The organism is Pseudomonas sp. ESBL9 (assembly GCF_036668715.1).
GTDB lineage: Bacteria > Pseudomonadota > Gammaproteobacteria > Pseudomonadales > Pseudomonadaceae > Aquipseudomonas > Aquipseudomonas lundensis.
Genome location: NZ_JAZEVV010000007.1, coordinates 130,703 through 145,873, shown reverse-complemented (window position 1 = coordinate 145,873; position 15,171 = coordinate 130,703). Strand labels below are relative to the sequence as shown.

Sequence of the window (15,171 nt, the reverse complement as noted above, 5' to 3'; positions counted from 1 at the left end):
ACGGCCTGCGCATCTGCCTGAAGATCGTCAGTGATTGCTCAAGACAAGGGCTCACCCCTACAATGCGAACAATTCTTGTTCTCTAAAGCGCGTTCGGTGCACTCGGGGTGGTGGTTGTCGCAGTCAAATACCATTGAAGGCCTGTATCTGGACCACCACCGCTGGCTCACGGGATGGCTGCGGCACAAGCTCGGCTGCCCGCAAGGCGCCGCCGACCTGGCACAAGACACGTTCATGCGATTGCTCACGGCACGGGAGACGCCGGACATCGCGCAGCCACGGGCGTTTTTGACCACCGTCGCCAAGCGCGTGCTGTTCAATCATTACCGTCGCCAAGACCTTGAGCGTGCTTATCTGCTGGCCCTGGCCGAGCAACCGCAAGCGCTGGCGCCCAGTGAAGAAGAGCGCGCCATCATCCTGCAAACCCTGATGGAGCTGGACCAATTGCTCGACGGCCTGCCGTCCCCGGTCAAGCGTGCCTTTTTACTCGCACAAGTCGATGGCCTCAGCTACGCCGACATCGCTGCGCAACTGGGCATTTCGATTGCGACCGTCAAACGTCATTTGAACAAAGCCGCCATGCGCTGCTATTTCGCGCTATGAACGGCGTCTTCAACACCCCGCCAGAGATCGCACCACAGGTCGCTGAACAGGCCGTGAGCTGGCTGGTGGAAATGCAAGGCGGCGCGCTGAGCCCGCGGCGCCAGCGCGCGTGGCAACAGTGGCTCGACGCCCATGCTGAACACCAGCGGGCGTGGGACCACATTCAGCGAGTCAACCAGCGCCTGCGCGGGTTATCGTCGCCCCTCGCCCACGCGGCCTTGAACGCCCCGCAGACCCGTACCCGGCGTCAGGCCCTGAAACTGTTGCTGCTGTTGGGCGCCGGGGCGGCCATGACCTACGGCCTGCGCGAGCAACTGCCGCTGACCCCGCTGCTGGCCGATTACAGCAGCCCGATCGGCCAACGGCGCACTGTGAACCTGCACGACGGCAGCCAGATCCGCCTGAACACCGGCAGTTCGGTGGACGTGAGATTCGATGCACAACAACGGCTGATTCGCTTGCTCGACGGCGAGGTGCAAATGACCGTCGCTCAAGAGGCGCGCCCCTTGCACGTGCACACGGCTCACGGTGTGTTGCAGCCGGACAAGGCGCGTTTCAACCTGCGCCAATTCCGCGACCGCACCCACATCGCCGTGTTTGAAGGGCGCGTGCAACTGGCGCCACAGGCTTACCCCGGCAGCCCGTTGCAACTCGAAGCGCACCAGCAGGTGAGCTTTACCCATCAGGCATGGAGCACCCCACACGCACTCGACGCGGGCAGCGGCGCGTGGGCCGATGGCATTTTGGTGGCCGCGCACATGCGCCTGGAAGACTTTATCGCCGAACTGAGCCGATACCGTCGCGGCCAGCTCCATTGCGATCCCAAAGTCGCCAACCTGCTGATTTCCGGCACCTACCCGATTGACGACACTGAACGCGTGCTCGATCTGCTGCACGTCAGTCTGCCCGTGCGGGTCAAGCGGTTTACCCGTTATTGGGTGACGGTTGAGTCCAACGTTTAAGCCGCTATTTTTTATGGGCCGCCGTGAGCCGATTTCACATCTCGCGTGACAGAGCAGGTAAGCCCCCTAACCTTTTACCTTCTCGGAAACCCGTCATGCCTGTTCAGCCTTCACGTCTTTCTCCACTGGCCCGCCTGGTGCTGGGCGCCAGCCTCAGCCTGGGCGCACTGCCCCCTGCGCTGGCCGACGCCAGGACCTATCACATTGCGCCTTCTTCCCTGGAGGCCGCACTGAACCAGTTTGGTCGCGAAGCCGGTGTGCTGATTTCATTCGGTTCGGCCACTGCCAGCGGCCTGCAAAGCCGTGGCCTCGACGGTGACTTCAGCACCGAACAAGGGTTGCACACCCTGCTCGAAGGCACTGGCCTGCAAGCCCGCGCGGAGGGTGAAGGTGCGTTCAGCCTGCAACCGGCAAGCACGCCCGCAGTGCCCGCAAGCATCGAGCTGGGCGCCTCCACAGTGGTCGGCGACTGGTTGGGCGAAGCGGCTCAAACCGATGTGTTCGAACACCCTGGCGCCCGGGACGTGATTCGCCGCGAAGACTTCGAGCGCCAGGGCGCCACCTCGGCGCGGGACGTGCTCAACCGCATCCCGGGCGTCAACGCGCCCGAAAACAACGGCACCGGCAGCCATGACATGGCCATGAACTTCGGCATTCGCGGCCTCAACCCGCGTCTGGCCACCCGCTCCACCGTGTTGATGGACGGCATTCCCGTGCCGTTCGCGCCCTATGGCCAGCCACAGTTGTCGTTTGCCCCAGTGAGCATGGGCAATATGGACGCGGTCGACGTGGTTCGGGGTGGCGGCGCAGTGCGCTACGGCCCGCAAAACGTGGGCGGGATCGTCAATTTCGTGACCCGCGCCATTCCCGACGCGCCCACGGTGAAGGCCGGCTTTCAGACCGAGACCAGCCCGTCGTCCAGCCACGACGGCTTCAAGACCACCGGTAACGTGCTGGCGGGCGGCACGGCCGACAATGGCTTGGGCGGTGCGCTGCTCTACTCCGGCACGCGCGGCGGCGACTGGCGCGAACACAGCGACACCCGCATCGATGACCTGATCCTCAAAGGCAATTACCAAATCGATGACGCCAACAGCCTGCACGCGATGGCGCAATACTACGACGGCGAAGCCGACATGCCGGGCGGTTTGAGTACAGCGGCCTACAAAGCGGATCCGTATCAGTCGACACGCCCCAACGACAAATTCTGGGGCCGTCGCACGCTGGTCAACGTCGGTTACCGCTATCAGCAAGCGCGTCGCGAATTCACGGTCAACAGCTTCTTCACCAAAACCCTGCGCAGCGGCTATCTGGACCAGGGCACCTTCCTGTCACTGTCACCCCGTGAGTACTGGGTGCGCGGGATCGAAACACGCTTCTCCCAGGGGTTCGATCTGGGCAACACCACCCATGAAGTCGGCGTCGGCTATCGCTATATCAACGAAGCCGGGCATGAACTGCGCTATCGCACCCCGATTGCTGCCAATCAATTACCGACCACCAACAGCCGCAATGACCGTGACACACGGGGTGAGACCGAGTCTCACGCGTTTTTCATCGATGACAAGATCGACATCGGCAAATGGACGTTCACACCCGGTATTCGCTACGAAATGATTGAACAGCAGCAGACCAACCTGCTGACCCACGTTAAATACAAAGGCGACTACAACACGCCGCTGCCCGCACTGAACGTGTTGTATCACGTCAACGACAGCTGGAATCTTTACGCCAACACCGAAGGCTCGTTTGGCAGTGTGCAATACAGCCAGATGCCAAACCGGGTCAGCGGCGGCGAGGTCAAACCGGAAAAAGCCCGTACGTGGGAACTCGGCACCCGTTATGACAATGGCAACCTGCGGGCGGAGATCGGCGCGTTTCTCATCAATTTCAATAACCAGTACGACAGCAACCAGACCACCGACACCGTCATTGCCCGGGGCAAGACGCGGCATCAGGGCATCGAGGCGAGTCTCAATTACGCGCTGGAGGGCGTGAGCCCGATACTCAGCGGGTTTGATGTCTATGCCACCTATGCCTACGTGGATGCGACTATCCGCGAAGAGGGGCCTAACAAAGGCAATCGTGTGCCCTTCTCCTCCAAAAACAAAGGCACCTTGGGCATCGGTTATACGCAAGGGCCGTGGAAAGCCAACCTCGACAGCAGCTACCAGACCGATCAGTTTGCGGACAATGCCAATACACGCGCTGAAAGCGCTGACGGCAGCACCGGAAAGATCCCTGGCTACATGGTGTTCAGCAGCCGCGTGGGCTACGACTTCGGTCCACAACTGGCGGACCTCAACGTCGCCGTCGGGGTCAAAAACATCCTGAACCACGAGTATTTCACCCGCTCGTTCGACGACAACAACAAGGGCAAGTACGTGGGAGAACCGCGTACCGTGTACCTGCAGACATCTGTCGCATTTTGATTCAAATCGTTAAAGGCCCGGCTGCCCGGGCCTCTATTGCTGCCAAAGACTGACGCCGATCACAGTGCGCAACGTTTGCTGAAAATAGTGCTTGAAATATTTGCTCATCGGCTCAAACACTGTCACTGAGCGATGACGATGAACCTTTGTCCACTCGAGGCCGTCACAACTCACTCGAGCAAGCTGAAATAAGGGAAGCATTATGCAAATTAACGTCTTTTCCGATAAACACATCGACAGCGACAAACGCACTCAGGAATGGGTACAAGCAACTGTTGAGGTTACGCTCGAACGCCACTTGGAGGACCTGACTCGGGTCGAAGTGCATCTGAGTGATGAGAATGGTGGCAAGTCCGGTCCTAAGGACAAACGCTGCAAGATGGAAGCACGGCCAAAAGGCCATCAACCGATTTCCGTTTCCCAGGACGCCGATTCGCTGACGCAAGCCGTGGAAGGCGCTGCAGCAAAACTGGAGAACGCGCTGGAACATCTGTTCGGCAAACTGCGTGGCAAGCATTCGCCAAAACTGGCGGTTGAAGGGTTTGAAGAAAAAGAACCCAAAGAAAGCGCTGACGATTTGCTGGAAGAAGAGTTTTTGGAGAAAGAAAAAGAACTCGACAAAATCAGCTGATTTAGCCAAAAGGACGCACTAAAAAAGGGCGGGTCTACTTCGGTAGACCCGCCCTTTTTTGTGTGCCGAACGTGGCGTTACAGCTCGCCCTTCTCCACTTCAGGGTGCTCGCCCGAGCCTGCGCCTGTCTTGCGATGCGGGTTCTCGATCTTCACGGACGGGAACTGCGAAGACGCATATCGCACCACCAGGATCGCAAACGCCAGCAACAAAATGGCGCCCGTCAAATACACAACGCCCATGTCTGGCGGGTTGTGGTGCGACACGTTGGAAATCAGCAAACGGGTCAACGCCGTGATCGCCACGTAGATCAGGAAGCGCACCGGCATGTGGTTGGTCTTGAAATAAATCCCGACCATGGCGCCCAGTTCGAGGTAGATGAACAACAACAAGATGTCGTCAATGCTGATATTGCCCTTTTCCACCATTTGCAAAAATTCCATCACGGCGGCCCAGGCCGTGACCGCGCCTATGGCGAACAGCGCCAAATAATGGAAGGTTTCGACAAACAGGTTGCCCATCGACTCGGCCAGTTCATGGACCTGGCGCCGTAGTTTTTCGGCTTTGTTCACTCTCACGATGCAGCTCCTTGAAACGACTCGAACGGATAATCCGCGATGCTCATGACACTTTTTGCATGCAGAAAAAAGGCCAGCACCGCGAATGAGAAGGTGGCCGGGCGCCATTAGACACGTCCGCCCTGCGCTTCACACCCCAATTGCAGCTAGAGTAAAAAAGCCGCTATTCAAATGCTGGCGATTGGCTTATCCTTTTAGCTGTATATAAATACAGTAATAGCAAGACAACTTATCGTGAAGGCATATGAGGTGGTAAATGGCCGTCGAAGTGGTATACCGCAGCAGCCGAGATCTGGAGCGTTTGTTCATGGATAAAGCCGAAGCTGACCGTCATGACAAAATGCTGGAGCTGGCAGAGTTACTGGCTGAAGTGTTGCAAAAAGCTGTGCCGTCCCTGAACGAGCAGCAAGTCGAAGAAGCAGGCATCTACATGGCGAAAAATCGCGATATCTTTGCCAAGGCCTTCAAGAGCCAGCCGGACGCCCTGTCTGAGCTGCTGACTGACAGCGAGTAAACACCTGCAGCCGTCACCGGGCTCTGGCCAGCGAGCAGAGCCCGACCTTGTGACCGACCGGCATGCGGGCAATCAATCGAGCCCCGAGGCATGCGCTACAGGTTATTCGCCGTACAACATTTTTTTCGCCAGTTCATCCGACACCCTTGCCGGTGAGCGCTTTTCGGCTTGTGCGTGGGCATAAATGCCAGTCAGTCGCTCGCTGATGCGCAGCAGTTGCTGGTTGATGGCTTCAGGTTGCGCCCCTTGATGGGTCAACGCCATGAAGATCAAACCGCCCGAATTGATCACGTAGTCCGGCGCATACAGAATGCCCCGGCGCTCCAGTTGGTCGCCCACCTGCAAGTTGGTCAGCTGGTTGTTGGCGCACCCCGCCACGGCCGAACAGCGCAATTGCGCCACGCTGTGCCAGTTGAGCACGCCGCCCAGACCACAGGGCGCGAGTATGTCGCACGGGGTGCTGAGCAAGGCTTCCGGGGCAATGGGGTGCGCACCCAATTGCTCCATCGCCAGTCGCACTTTGCCCGCGTCGGTGTCGCTGACCAGCAACTCGGCGCCTGCTGCGTGCAGTTGTTCAGCGAGCGCGAATCCGACCTTGCCCAACCCCTGAATCGCTACCCGCAACCCTTCCAGGTTATCGCTGCCCAGTCGCCATGACGCCGTGCTGCGAATGCCCGCGAACACCCCCATCGCGGCATGAGGCGAGGGATCGCCCGCCGCAGTGGTGCTGGTGACGTGTTGGGTGTATTGGGCGATGCAGTCCATGTCGGCCGTTGACGTTCCGCTGTCGATGGCCGTGATGTAGCGTCCGTCCAGTTGCTCGACACAACGGCCGAATGCCTCAAACAGGGCCGCACGGCTTTCAACATGCGGGGCGCGCATGATGACGGCCTGGCCGCCGCCCGCTGCCAGTCCGGCCAGTACCGCCTTGTAGCTCATGTCTTGGGCCAGGCGGATCGCATCATTGATCGCACTTTCGTCATCGGGGTAAGCCAGATAACGGCAACCGCCCAGTGCAGGCCCGAATTGACTGTTGTGAATGGCAATCACCGCTTTGAGCCCGGTGACCGGGTCGACACTGAGATGAAGCGACTCCAGACGAGCGCTTTGCATGAGAGCAAACATGTTCCGGCCCTCGAGAGGTGACAGGTAATCGCCAGTATAGGCGTCGCCTGAAAAGTCGTTGAAGTGCGCAGGCATAAGCCCGAACCACCTGTGCGGTTTCGGGCATATGTTGCTGGGCTCAAGCCGGGGTATCGGGCTGCCGTGACGGGTGCGCGTTGATGAACGCAGGATGTTGCGCGGCCAGTTGCGCCACGCGCGCGATGCGTGGATAACCTGCCAGCGACACGCTAAAACGCTCGGCCGCATACAACTGAGGAATCAGGTACACATCTGCCAGGCCCGGCTGCGGGCCAAAACAAAAACCGCTGTCGCCAATCAACTGCTCAATGGTGGCTAAACCTGAAGAAATCCAGTGGCCGATCCACTGCGTGACATGGCCTTCGCCCTGCCCCAAGGCACGCAGTTGATTGAGCACACTGACGTTGTGCAACGGGTGAATATCGCACCCGATCACACTCGCCACGCCGCGCTCATGTGCACGGGTGATCAGGTTGTCAGAAAGCAGCGGCGGCTGCGGATAACGCTCTTCGAGGTATTCGATGATGGCCGGGGACTGGGTCAGCACATCGCCATCATCCGTTCGCAAAGCCGGTACACGGCCTTGCGGGTTGAGCTTCAGGTAGTGTGGCTGGCGATGCTCACCGCCCCCGGCCGCGATCAGGTTGACCGCGACCGACTGATAATCCAGCCCCTTGAGCGCCAGCGCGATACGCACCCGATACGAGGACGTCGAGCGATAGTAGGTAAAGAGTTCCATGACTCGCTCCTTAACGCGCCGCGATCACCTTGCCACGGCATTCGCCAAACCCGATCGGGGCAAAACCATCACGGGTGCAACGGGCACGCAGAATGATTTCGTCGCCGTCTTCAAGGAATTTACGCACTTCGCCGGAGGCCAATTCGACCGGGTGTTTTCCGCCCTCGGTGAGTTCCAGCAGGCTGCCCAATTGCGAGCGTTCAGGCCCCGACAACGTGCCCGAACCAAACAGGTCACCGGCTTGCAGTTGGCAACCGTTGACGCTGTGGTGCGTCACCAACTGCGCGGCCGTCCAGTACATGTTCAGGGTATTGCTCAGCCCCAGGCGATGAGGTTCCAGGTTTTGTTCGCGCATGGCCTGTGTCAGCAGCAGCACTTCCAGTTCGATGTCGAGCGCGCCAGTGGCCTGATCCTGCTCATCCAGCAGGTACGCCAGCGGCTGTGGATCTCCCTCCGGGCGTTGGGGCTGGGCACGACGGAATGGCTCCAGCGCTTCGGCCGTCACCACCCAGGGTGAAATTGAGGTAATGAAGCTTTTCGACAGGAATGGGCCCAGCGGTTGATATTCCCACGCCTGAATGTCCCGGGCCGACCAGTCGTTAAGCAGACAAAAACCGGCAATATGCTCGCCCGCCTCACTGACAGGAATGGCATCTCCCATCTCATTGCCCTGGCCGATCCAGATACCCAGCTCCAACTCGTAGTCCAGACGGGCACACGGGCCAAAACTCGGCTCGGTCTGGCCTGCTGGCAGGGTCTGACCTTTAGGGCGACGCACCTCGGTGCCCGACGCGCGGAGGGTGGACGCCCGACCGTGGTAACCAATCGGTACGTATTTATAGTTGGGCAACAGCGGGTTATCGGGACGGAACAACTTGCCGACGTTTTTCGCATGTTCGATGCCCACGTAAAAATCGGTGTAATCACCGACTCGGGCTGGCAGGTGCATTGTGCAATCGGCAGCCAGTGGTAACAGGGTGGTGCTCTGCGCTTCGATCTTTGCGCGCAGCGTGCTGCCTTCAACGAACAGTTCGATCAAACGCTCGCGCAGCGCGACCCGGGCACGGCGGCCCAATGCGAAGAGGGCATTCAATGTGCCGCCCAGTGTCGCTTCGACAGCCACCTTGGCCTGGCCTTCGAACAGACCGGCCGCCAGCCCCGCTTCCAGATCCAGAATGTGGTCGCCGATGGCAACACCGCTGCGGGGTGTCGAACCGGCGAGGCTGAACACGCCCAAGGGCAAGTTCTGCAACGGGAAATCGCTGTGCCCGTTGGCAGAGGCGATCCAGCTACGGGCAAGAGTGGACTGGGTCATGCTTATCTCCGGTTCGGGGTGAAGGTGACGGGCAAGGAGGCCCAGCACGCGTCGTATTGAGTTTGCAGTTGCGGGCATTCCAGGGCGTACCGGGTCGCACGCAACACTTGGCTGGTCTCGAACATGAAGGCCATGGTGTTGTCGATCTTGCTCGGTTGCAGGTCGACCGCAATGGCTTTGCTGCAGGTTTCGCCATCCGGGCCGTGGGCGCTCATGCAACTGTGCAACGATGCGCCGCCGGGCAGGAACCCTTGCGCCTTGGCGTCGTAGCTGCCCTGAATCAAGCCCATGAATTCATTCATCAGGTTGCGATGAAACCACGGTGGCCGGAACGTATTTTCAGCCACCATCCAGCGGGGCGGGAAGATCACGAAGTCCAGGTTGGCCAGGCCCGGAACACTGGTGGGCGAGGTCAATACCGTGAAAATCGACGGGTCGGGATGGTCGAAACTGACCGTGCCAATGGTATTGAAACGGCGCAGGTCGTATTTGTACGGCACGTTGTTACCGTGCCAAGCGACCACGTTCAGGGGCGAATGATCCAGTTCACAGCCCCAGAGTTCGCCAAGGAATTTTTGCACCAGTTGGGTCGGTTGCTGACGGTCTTCGTAGTGCGCCACCGGGCTCAGGAAGTCTCGCGGATTGGCCAGGCCATTGCTGCCGATTGGCCCCAGGTCCGGGAGGCGCAACGGCGCGCCGTGGTTTTCAGCCACATAACCGCGCGCCTGCGCATCCAGCAGCTCAACGCGGAATTTCATGCCGCGCGGAATGACCGCAATCTCCAGCGGCGCCAGGTCCAGACGCCCCAACTCAGTGGCAATCCGCAGGCGGCCCAGCTCAGGCACGATCAACAGTTCACCATCCGCGTTAAAAAACACCCGCTGCATCGAGCTGTTGGCGCAGTAGTTATAAATGCTGATGCCTGAAGGCTGGTCTGCCGTGCTGTTGGCAGCCATTGCCACCAGGCCGTCGATGAAATCAGTCGACGCATCCGGGATCGGTAGCGGGTTCCAACGCAAGCGGTTCGGTGTCACCGGGCCCAGCGTGGCGCCAGCCAGTTGCCGCTCAAGTTTGCTGAACGCGGGGTGATTGGCCGACGGCTGGATGCGGTACATCCACGTGCGGCGCGCTTCGCTGCGGGTCATGGTGAAGGCGGTGCCCGACAACAATTCGGCGTACAGGCCGTAAGGGGCTTTTTGCGGGGAGTTCTGGCCAACCGGCAAGGCGCCGGGCAGTGCCTCGCTGCAGAATTCGTTGCCGAACCCGGATTGATACTCAAGGGTCGACGAGGACAGTTCGAGGGTCATGGAGCCTCCAGAGTGGAGAAAGCAGTTAACTGCGCTCAGCGCTGAATCAGTGCGCGCACCACTGCATTATTTTTATCGTAATTCAATTACGCATAACGTAATTTGATTGCCGATTAGCGTCAAGCTATAAAGACGCCCATTCATCCCGAGATGTAAGCCATTCCATGGACAAGCCCAGCCCCAGCGCCGACACCACAGGCAAGCAAAAAGTACGTTCCGCTGAAGTCGGGACGGACATTCTCAAGGCACTGGCCGAGTTGTCGCCCTCCACCTCGCTGTCGCGTCTGGCTGAGCACGTGCAGATGCCCGCGAGCAAAGTGCATCGCTATTTGCAGGCCCTGATTGCCAGTGGATTTGCCGAGCAGAATCGCGTCACCAACCACTATGGTCTGGGGCGTGAAGCCTTGCGGGTCGGTCTGGCCGCGCTGAACAGCATGGACGTCGTGAAGGTCGCCGCAGCGCCCTTGTCCGAGTTGCGCGATGACTTGAACGAGACCTGTTTTTTGGCGGTATGGGGCAATCAGGGGGCAACGGTCGTCCACATTGAACCGGCGGTGCGCGCCGTCACAGTGGTGACGCAATTAGGGTCGGTCTTGCCGCTTTTAAGCTCGTCGACGGGTCTGGTGTTCAATGCGTTCCTGCCCGACCGCGAAACCCGAGAGTTGCGCGCACTGGAGCTCAGCAGTGAGCACCTGCACCCGCTGCAAGCACCTGAAGCCTACGAGCAGTTGTGCGAGAAGATTCGTGAACGCGGCCTGCACGTGGTTCACGGTTTGTTGATGCCTGGCGTCGATGCATTATCGGCGCCGGTGTTTGATGCGACCGGCAAGGTCGCCGCCGTGTTGACGGTGGTGGGCCCGGCGTCGCTGTTCCATCCCGATCAACAAGGCCCAGCTGCCAGCCGTGTATTGGCTGCCAGCCAGGCCATCAGTTGGCGTATGGGCTATCAGCAGGGCTGATACCCGCAGGGCTTACCTGCTCCACTGATATTTGGCTTCATCCAGCAGTTTGCGCATGATTTTTTCGATGTCATACAACGAAGGCTTGCGGATGCGATCGGCTTCATCAAACGTCCAGGGCTTGGAGAAAGCCTGAGTCAGCCCCTGGACGTAGGTGGGCTCACGGTCTTGCATCAAACACGCCAAACCGACTTCGTGCAGTGATTCGCTGGAGACCAGTTCAAGCGTGACCGGATCGTCCACGATGTTGATGTACACCTCACCGCAATCCAGACCGTACCCTTCAAGCTGCTTGTTCAAAAAGGTCCGGATGCGATCATTTAAGGCGTTCAACAATTGCGGATCTTTTATGTCATCAATAACGTTATTCACGTCGTCATTCCTGTAAAGACCTCCCACAGTGCCTTCCTCCTGACAGCATGATGTGCTGCCAACACCTCAGGTTTCAGCAAACGGCGGGGTTATGAAAGGGAATATCAGCTGTTCCAGTGTTCTTTGGCATGCGCCAACAGCTCTTGCATAAACACTTCCACTTCACGGACAGACGGGCTGCTCACGCGAAAAGCGTCGTCATAGACCCAATGCTTCGAGAAGCACCCGGTCACTGCGGTGTCGTGGATCTGGACGTTGCCCCACTCCAGCGTGTCATTGCCCAGGGCATTCAGGTCCTGGCTAAACGTCACGACTGGCTCGGCGGCATTGCTGACGGTGGTGATGTATACCTGCTGACTGTCTGTACCGTGCGCCTCAAGCCTGTCATTCAGAAATTCACGTACGCGCGCATCGATTTCTGGGCTCGGCTTGAGAGTGAAGTCGACGTCAGCAGTATTTTTATCAATCGTGTTCAAGGTAAAACTCCTTTTATAACTACCCGCCCTTCAGCCTCATGCTGAAATTGGAAAGCAGGCAGAAACCTTTCGATGGCTTATTAAATGCGATCTGACACGGGGCTATGCACTACATAGTTATTGACGGGATAGTCGCGAAGAGTCCCAAGAGATGCGGGCTAGAGAGCCGCATCAGGCATTTCACTATTGCCGAAGTTGTAACAGAGATTGTCTGAAAGCAGACTTACTCCCGCTCTGCCCACGCCGTATTCTTGCCCCCGGTTTCAGGCGCACTGCCAGAGCCCCACGGGCATTGAGTCGCGACGATTCTGCCGACCGAATTCAGTCCCAAGCCTTACAGGTCATGGGCAATCCAGGTTCACCTTGACGTTGATTTGTAGCTCCTTGATCGAACGTCTTCCTTGGCCGCTGTCTTTACAGCGGCCTTTTTTATGAGCGGGATTTGAGGGGCGGGCGCAGCAGTGCCCGGCAGGCAATGAGCGTGGTGACTACAACACCATCGCCAACAGCGGTGCCGCAAAGAGATTGAGAATACCGGTCAGCACCATGACCAGCCCCGCGACGGAGCCTTCTTCGCTGCCGACCTCACGGGCACGGCTCACGCCCGCGCCATGGGCACCGATCCCGAACAACGCACCGCGCGCCAAACTGCTGTGCAGCGGCAACCACTTAAGCAGGATGCCCCCGAGCAAGGCGCCAAATACGCCGGTAAACATGACGAAGACTGCGGTCAGCTCAGGTACGCCGCCCAGATCTTGCGCCAGTGGCATGGCAAAGGGCGTGGTGATGGAGCGTGGCACCAGCGACAGGGTCAACGAGGTGTCCAGCGCCAGCGCCCTGGCCAGCCAGAACGAGCTGGCGATGGACGCCGCACTCCCCGCCAGCATCCCCAGCAGCAACGCTACCCAGTGCTTGGCCAGCAAGAGCCGCTGTTGCCAGATCGGTACAGCAAAGGCCACCGTGACCGGCCCCAGCACGAGCATCAGCCAATGGGTGTTGCTGGCGTACTCGGCGTACGCCGTGTGCAGAGGCACCGCCACGGCCAGCAGCAACGCGGGCACAAGGATCAGTGGCGACAGCAGGTAGCGCCCTGTGCGCCGATACAACCAGCGACTCAAGCCATAGGTCGCCAAGGTCAGCAGCAGCCAGAACATCGGCATCCATTCAAACTTCATGGCGCAACCTCCAGCGGCACACGGCCTCGACGGTGAACGCCGTGACGACCATCACCAACAAGGTGCTGATCCCGATCACCAACAAAATTCGCCAGCCTTCGTCCCGTACCAACGCGCCGTAGTCGAGCAGGCTCATCAACGCCGGAATAAAAAACAGCAGCATTTCAGCCATCAGCACACCCGCGCCCAGTTGCAGCGCGGCCGGTTTGACCCAACCCAGCGCAAACGCCAGCAGCAACAGCGCCATGCCTACTACCCCACCCGGAATGGGCAGGTGTAACCACACCGAAATCTGGCAACCGAGAAAATAAATAGCCAGCAATACGGCGATTTCGCTGACTAGACGGCCCAAGCGTTTTACATCGAAGCGTTTCATTTTGTGTCCATCCCAAACAGGCTTTCAGTGTAAAGACGCCCCTTCCATCCCGAAAACGAATTGTTAGACTGGCAGCCATTCCAAACAGGAATTTGAAAAATGGAATTCAAACAATTGCGCACATTCGTTGAAGTTGCGCGCGCCGGAGGCTTCACACCGGCTGCCCATACCTTGCACATCAGCCAATCGGCAGTGAGCAAGCAGGTGGCGCAGCTTGAACACAACCTTGGCACGCCGCTGTTTGACCGCCTCGGTTCGCACGTGCGGCTGACCGCAGCGGGCACGGTGGTATTGCAACGGGCTGAGGGGATGTTGCGTCTGCAACAAGAGTTGTTGAGCGAACTGGACGACTTGAGTCAGCTGACCCGCGGCGAGTTGCGCCTGGGCTTGCCGCTGTTGGGCAGCGATGCGCTATTCGCCAGCCTGTTTGCCGAATACCGGCGTCGGTATCCCAATATTCAGGTGCAATTGCTCGAAGGCGGCAGCCTGGTGGTTGAGCAGGCCGTGTTGAGCGGCGAGCTGGAGTTGGGCGGCAGTTTGACGCCGAAAAACCCGACCTTTGCCTATCAACCGTTTTGCGATGAGCCACTGGACGCGCTGTTGCCTGCCGATCATCCGCTGGCTGAAGACGGCAGCGTGCGACTGGAGCAGCTGTCTGAAACCCCGTTCTTGCTGTATCAGCGCAGTTTTGTATTGAACGATCGGTTACTGCAGGCCTGTCAGCAATTGGGTTTTACCCCCAAGGAGGGGGGCCGCAGCGGGCAGTCGGACTTTCTGGTGGCGCTGGTGGCCGCCGGTCAGGGCGTGGTGTTGCTGCCCAGTGTGGTGGCACGCGGGCTGGTTCGCCCCGGCGTGGTGAGGCTAAAACTCATCGCGCCTGAAGATCTGCGATGGGACATTGCGTTCATCTGGCGCGAAGGGGCGTATTTGTCTCGCGCAGCGCAAGCCTGGCTGGAGCTGCTGCGCGAACGGCCGGTTACTGGGTCAGTGCTTTGATGAAGGCTTCGACCCACGGCTCGCAGTCACTTTCCGGGGTCACGGTTTCGCTGGCATCCAGGCGCAACATCGGCTGCACTTCACGCAATCCCAGTTCCGCGAACAACTCGCTCATCAGTTGACCGCCACCGCAGTAGGTATCGCCATAGCTTTCATCACCGAGCGCGATCACGCCACCCGGCAAGCCGCGCCAGGCCGCGGGCAGTTGGTCACGGATGGTGCTGTATAACGGCGCCAGATTGTCCGGCAGCTCGCCCATGCCGGTGGTCGAGGTCACCGCCAACAAGGCTTCGGGGGCAAATGCCTGGATATCGGCCAGGGTTGCGCGAGGATTGAGCAAAACCTCGCACCCGGCATCGGTCAGCAATTGTTTGGCATGACGGGCAACTTCTTCTGCGGTGCCATACACCGAGCCACAAAGGATGGCGACTTTCATCAATCTGATCCTGTCACTGACTAAAAGGCTGGGATATTAGCAGGTGACGCCACGTTTCGGTGATGGCACGTGGACAGCCCGTACCTTTGTCTTAGAATGCATAGGGCCTGCAGGCGCATTTGTCCGCAAACCATTCACTCACTTTCAGAAGAGCGGC

Annotated in this window: 17 protein-coding genes; 7 read left to right on the top strand and 10 right to left on the bottom strand. The window is 59.2% G+C overall.

The window, feature by feature from the left end; translation table 11 throughout:
• Positions 1-114 precede the first annotated feature (114 nt).
• From V6F78_RS19150 to V6F78_RS19135, 4 genes are all read left to right on the top strand, one after another.
• Positions 115-603, top strand: a complete 489-nt coding sequence (locus V6F78_RS19150; protein ID WP_047280069.1) for a sigma-70 family RNA polymerase sigma factor — start codon at positions 115-117, stop codon at positions 601-603.
• Positions 600-1,565, top strand: coding sequence for a FecR domain-containing protein (locus V6F78_RS19145; RefSeq protein ID WP_047292339.1), 966 nt, complete (start codon positions 600-602; stop codon positions 1,563-1,565). The genes V6F78_RS19150 and V6F78_RS19145 overlap by 4 nt, the downstream gene beginning before the upstream one ends.
• A 95-nt stretch (positions 1,566-1,660) precedes the next feature.
• Positions 1,661-3,997, top strand: coding sequence for a TonB-dependent Fe(3+) dicitrate receptor FecA (gene fecA / locus V6F78_RS19140; RefSeq protein ID WP_332728008.1), 2,337 nt, complete (start codon positions 1,661-1,663; stop codon positions 3,995-3,997).
• 202 nt (positions 3,998-4,199) lie between these two features.
• Positions 4,200-4,628, top strand: coding sequence for an HPF/RaiA family ribosome-associated protein (locus V6F78_RS19135; RefSeq protein ID WP_047273415.1), 429 nt, complete (start codon positions 4,200-4,202; stop codon positions 4,626-4,628).
• Positions 4,629-4,705: 77 nt separating this feature from the next.
• On the opposite strand, the gene V6F78_RS19130 is transcribed toward V6F78_RS19135, so the two are convergent.
• Positions 4,706-5,206 carry a phosphate-starvation-inducible protein PsiE gene (locus V6F78_RS19130; RefSeq protein ID WP_047273414.1) on the bottom strand — a complete coding sequence of 167 codons (501 nt, stop codon included), beginning with the start codon at positions 5,204-5,206 and terminating at the stop codon, positions 4,706-4,708.
• A gap of 256 nt (positions 5,207-5,462) precedes the next feature.
• Here V6F78_RS19130 and V6F78_RS19125 point away from each other — a divergent pair, with 256 nt between their 5' ends.
• Positions 5,463-5,720, top strand: coding sequence for a YebG family protein (locus V6F78_RS19125; RefSeq protein WP_047273413.1), 258 nt, complete (start codon positions 5,463-5,465; stop codon positions 5,718-5,720).
• A 102-nt stretch (positions 5,721-5,822) separates the two neighbouring features.
• On the opposite strand, the gene V6F78_RS19120 is transcribed toward V6F78_RS19125, so the two are convergent.
• The 4 genes from V6F78_RS19120 to hmgA form a co-directional block, all read right to left on the bottom strand.
• The gene (locus V6F78_RS19120) at positions 5,823-6,845 is read right to left on the bottom strand and encodes a Glu/Leu/Phe/Val dehydrogenase family protein (RefSeq protein ID WP_047275527.1); all 1,023 of its coding nucleotides are present in this window, start codon (positions 6,843-6,845) and stop codon (positions 5,823-5,825) included.
• 118 nt (positions 6,846-6,963) lie between these two features.
• Positions 6,964-7,602, bottom strand: a complete 639-nt coding sequence (gene maiA / locus V6F78_RS19115) for a maleylacetoacetate isomerase (RefSeq protein WP_047292336.1) — start codon at positions 7,600-7,602, stop codon at positions 6,964-6,966.
• Between the two features lie 10 nt (positions 7,603-7,612).
• Positions 7,613-8,917 carry a fumarylacetoacetase gene (fahA, locus tag V6F78_RS19110; protein ID WP_047292334.1) on the bottom strand — a complete coding sequence of 435 codons (1,305 nt, stop codon included), beginning with the start codon at positions 8,915-8,917 and terminating at the stop codon, positions 7,613-7,615.
• Positions 8,918-8,919: 2 nt separating this feature from the next.
• Positions 8,920-10,224, bottom strand: a complete 1,305-nt coding sequence (gene hmgA / locus V6F78_RS19105; protein ID WP_047292333.1) for a homogentisate 1,2-dioxygenase — start codon at positions 10,222-10,224, stop codon at positions 8,920-8,922.
• A 164-nt stretch (positions 10,225-10,388) separates the two neighbouring features.
• Between hmgA and V6F78_RS19100 the strand changes: the two genes are divergently transcribed.
• Entirely contained in the window at positions 10,389-11,183 is a 795-nt protein-coding gene (locus V6F78_RS19100; protein ID WP_169839941.1) for an IclR family transcriptional regulator, read from the top strand.
• Positions 11,184-11,195: 12 nt separating this feature from the next.
• Here V6F78_RS19100 and V6F78_RS19095 read toward each other — a convergent pair whose 3' ends face one another.
• From V6F78_RS19095 to V6F78_RS19080, 4 genes are all read right to left on the bottom strand, one after another.
• A complete protein-coding gene (locus V6F78_RS19095) occupies positions 11,196-11,555 on the bottom strand; it encodes a hypothetical protein (RefSeq protein ID WP_332728007.1) in 360 nt (119 codons plus the stop codon).
• Positions 11,556-11,659: 104 nt separating this feature from the next.
• Positions 11,660-12,031 (bottom strand): hypothetical protein, encoded by a 372-nt coding sequence (locus V6F78_RS19090; RefSeq protein WP_094990532.1) that lies wholly within the window; start codon positions 12,029-12,031, stop codon positions 11,660-11,662.
• A 488-nt stretch (positions 12,032-12,519) separates the two neighbouring features.
• Positions 12,520-13,206, bottom strand: coding sequence for an LrgB family protein (locus V6F78_RS19085; RefSeq protein WP_047273406.1), 687 nt, complete (start codon positions 13,204-13,206; stop codon positions 12,520-12,522).
• Positions 13,196-13,582, bottom strand: a complete 387-nt coding sequence (locus V6F78_RS19080; protein ID WP_047275470.1) for a CidA/LrgA family protein — start codon at positions 13,580-13,582, stop codon at positions 13,196-13,198. The genes V6F78_RS19085 and V6F78_RS19080 overlap by 11 nt, the downstream gene beginning before the upstream one ends.
• Positions 13,583-13,681: 99 nt before the next feature.
• Here V6F78_RS19080 and V6F78_RS19075 point away from each other — a divergent pair, with 99 nt between their 5' ends.
• On the top strand, positions 13,682-14,578 hold the full coding sequence (locus tag V6F78_RS19075; protein ID WP_047273404.1) for a LysR family transcriptional regulator: 897 nt from the start codon (positions 13,682-13,684) through the stop codon (positions 14,576-14,578).
• Here the strand turns inward: V6F78_RS19075 and V6F78_RS19070 are convergent.
• A complete protein-coding gene (locus V6F78_RS19070; protein ID WP_047275468.1) occupies positions 14,559-15,014 on the bottom strand; it encodes a flavodoxin in 456 nt (151 codons plus the stop codon). The genes V6F78_RS19075 and V6F78_RS19070 overlap by 20 nt on opposite strands.
• Positions 15,015-15,171 lie beyond the last annotated feature (157 nt).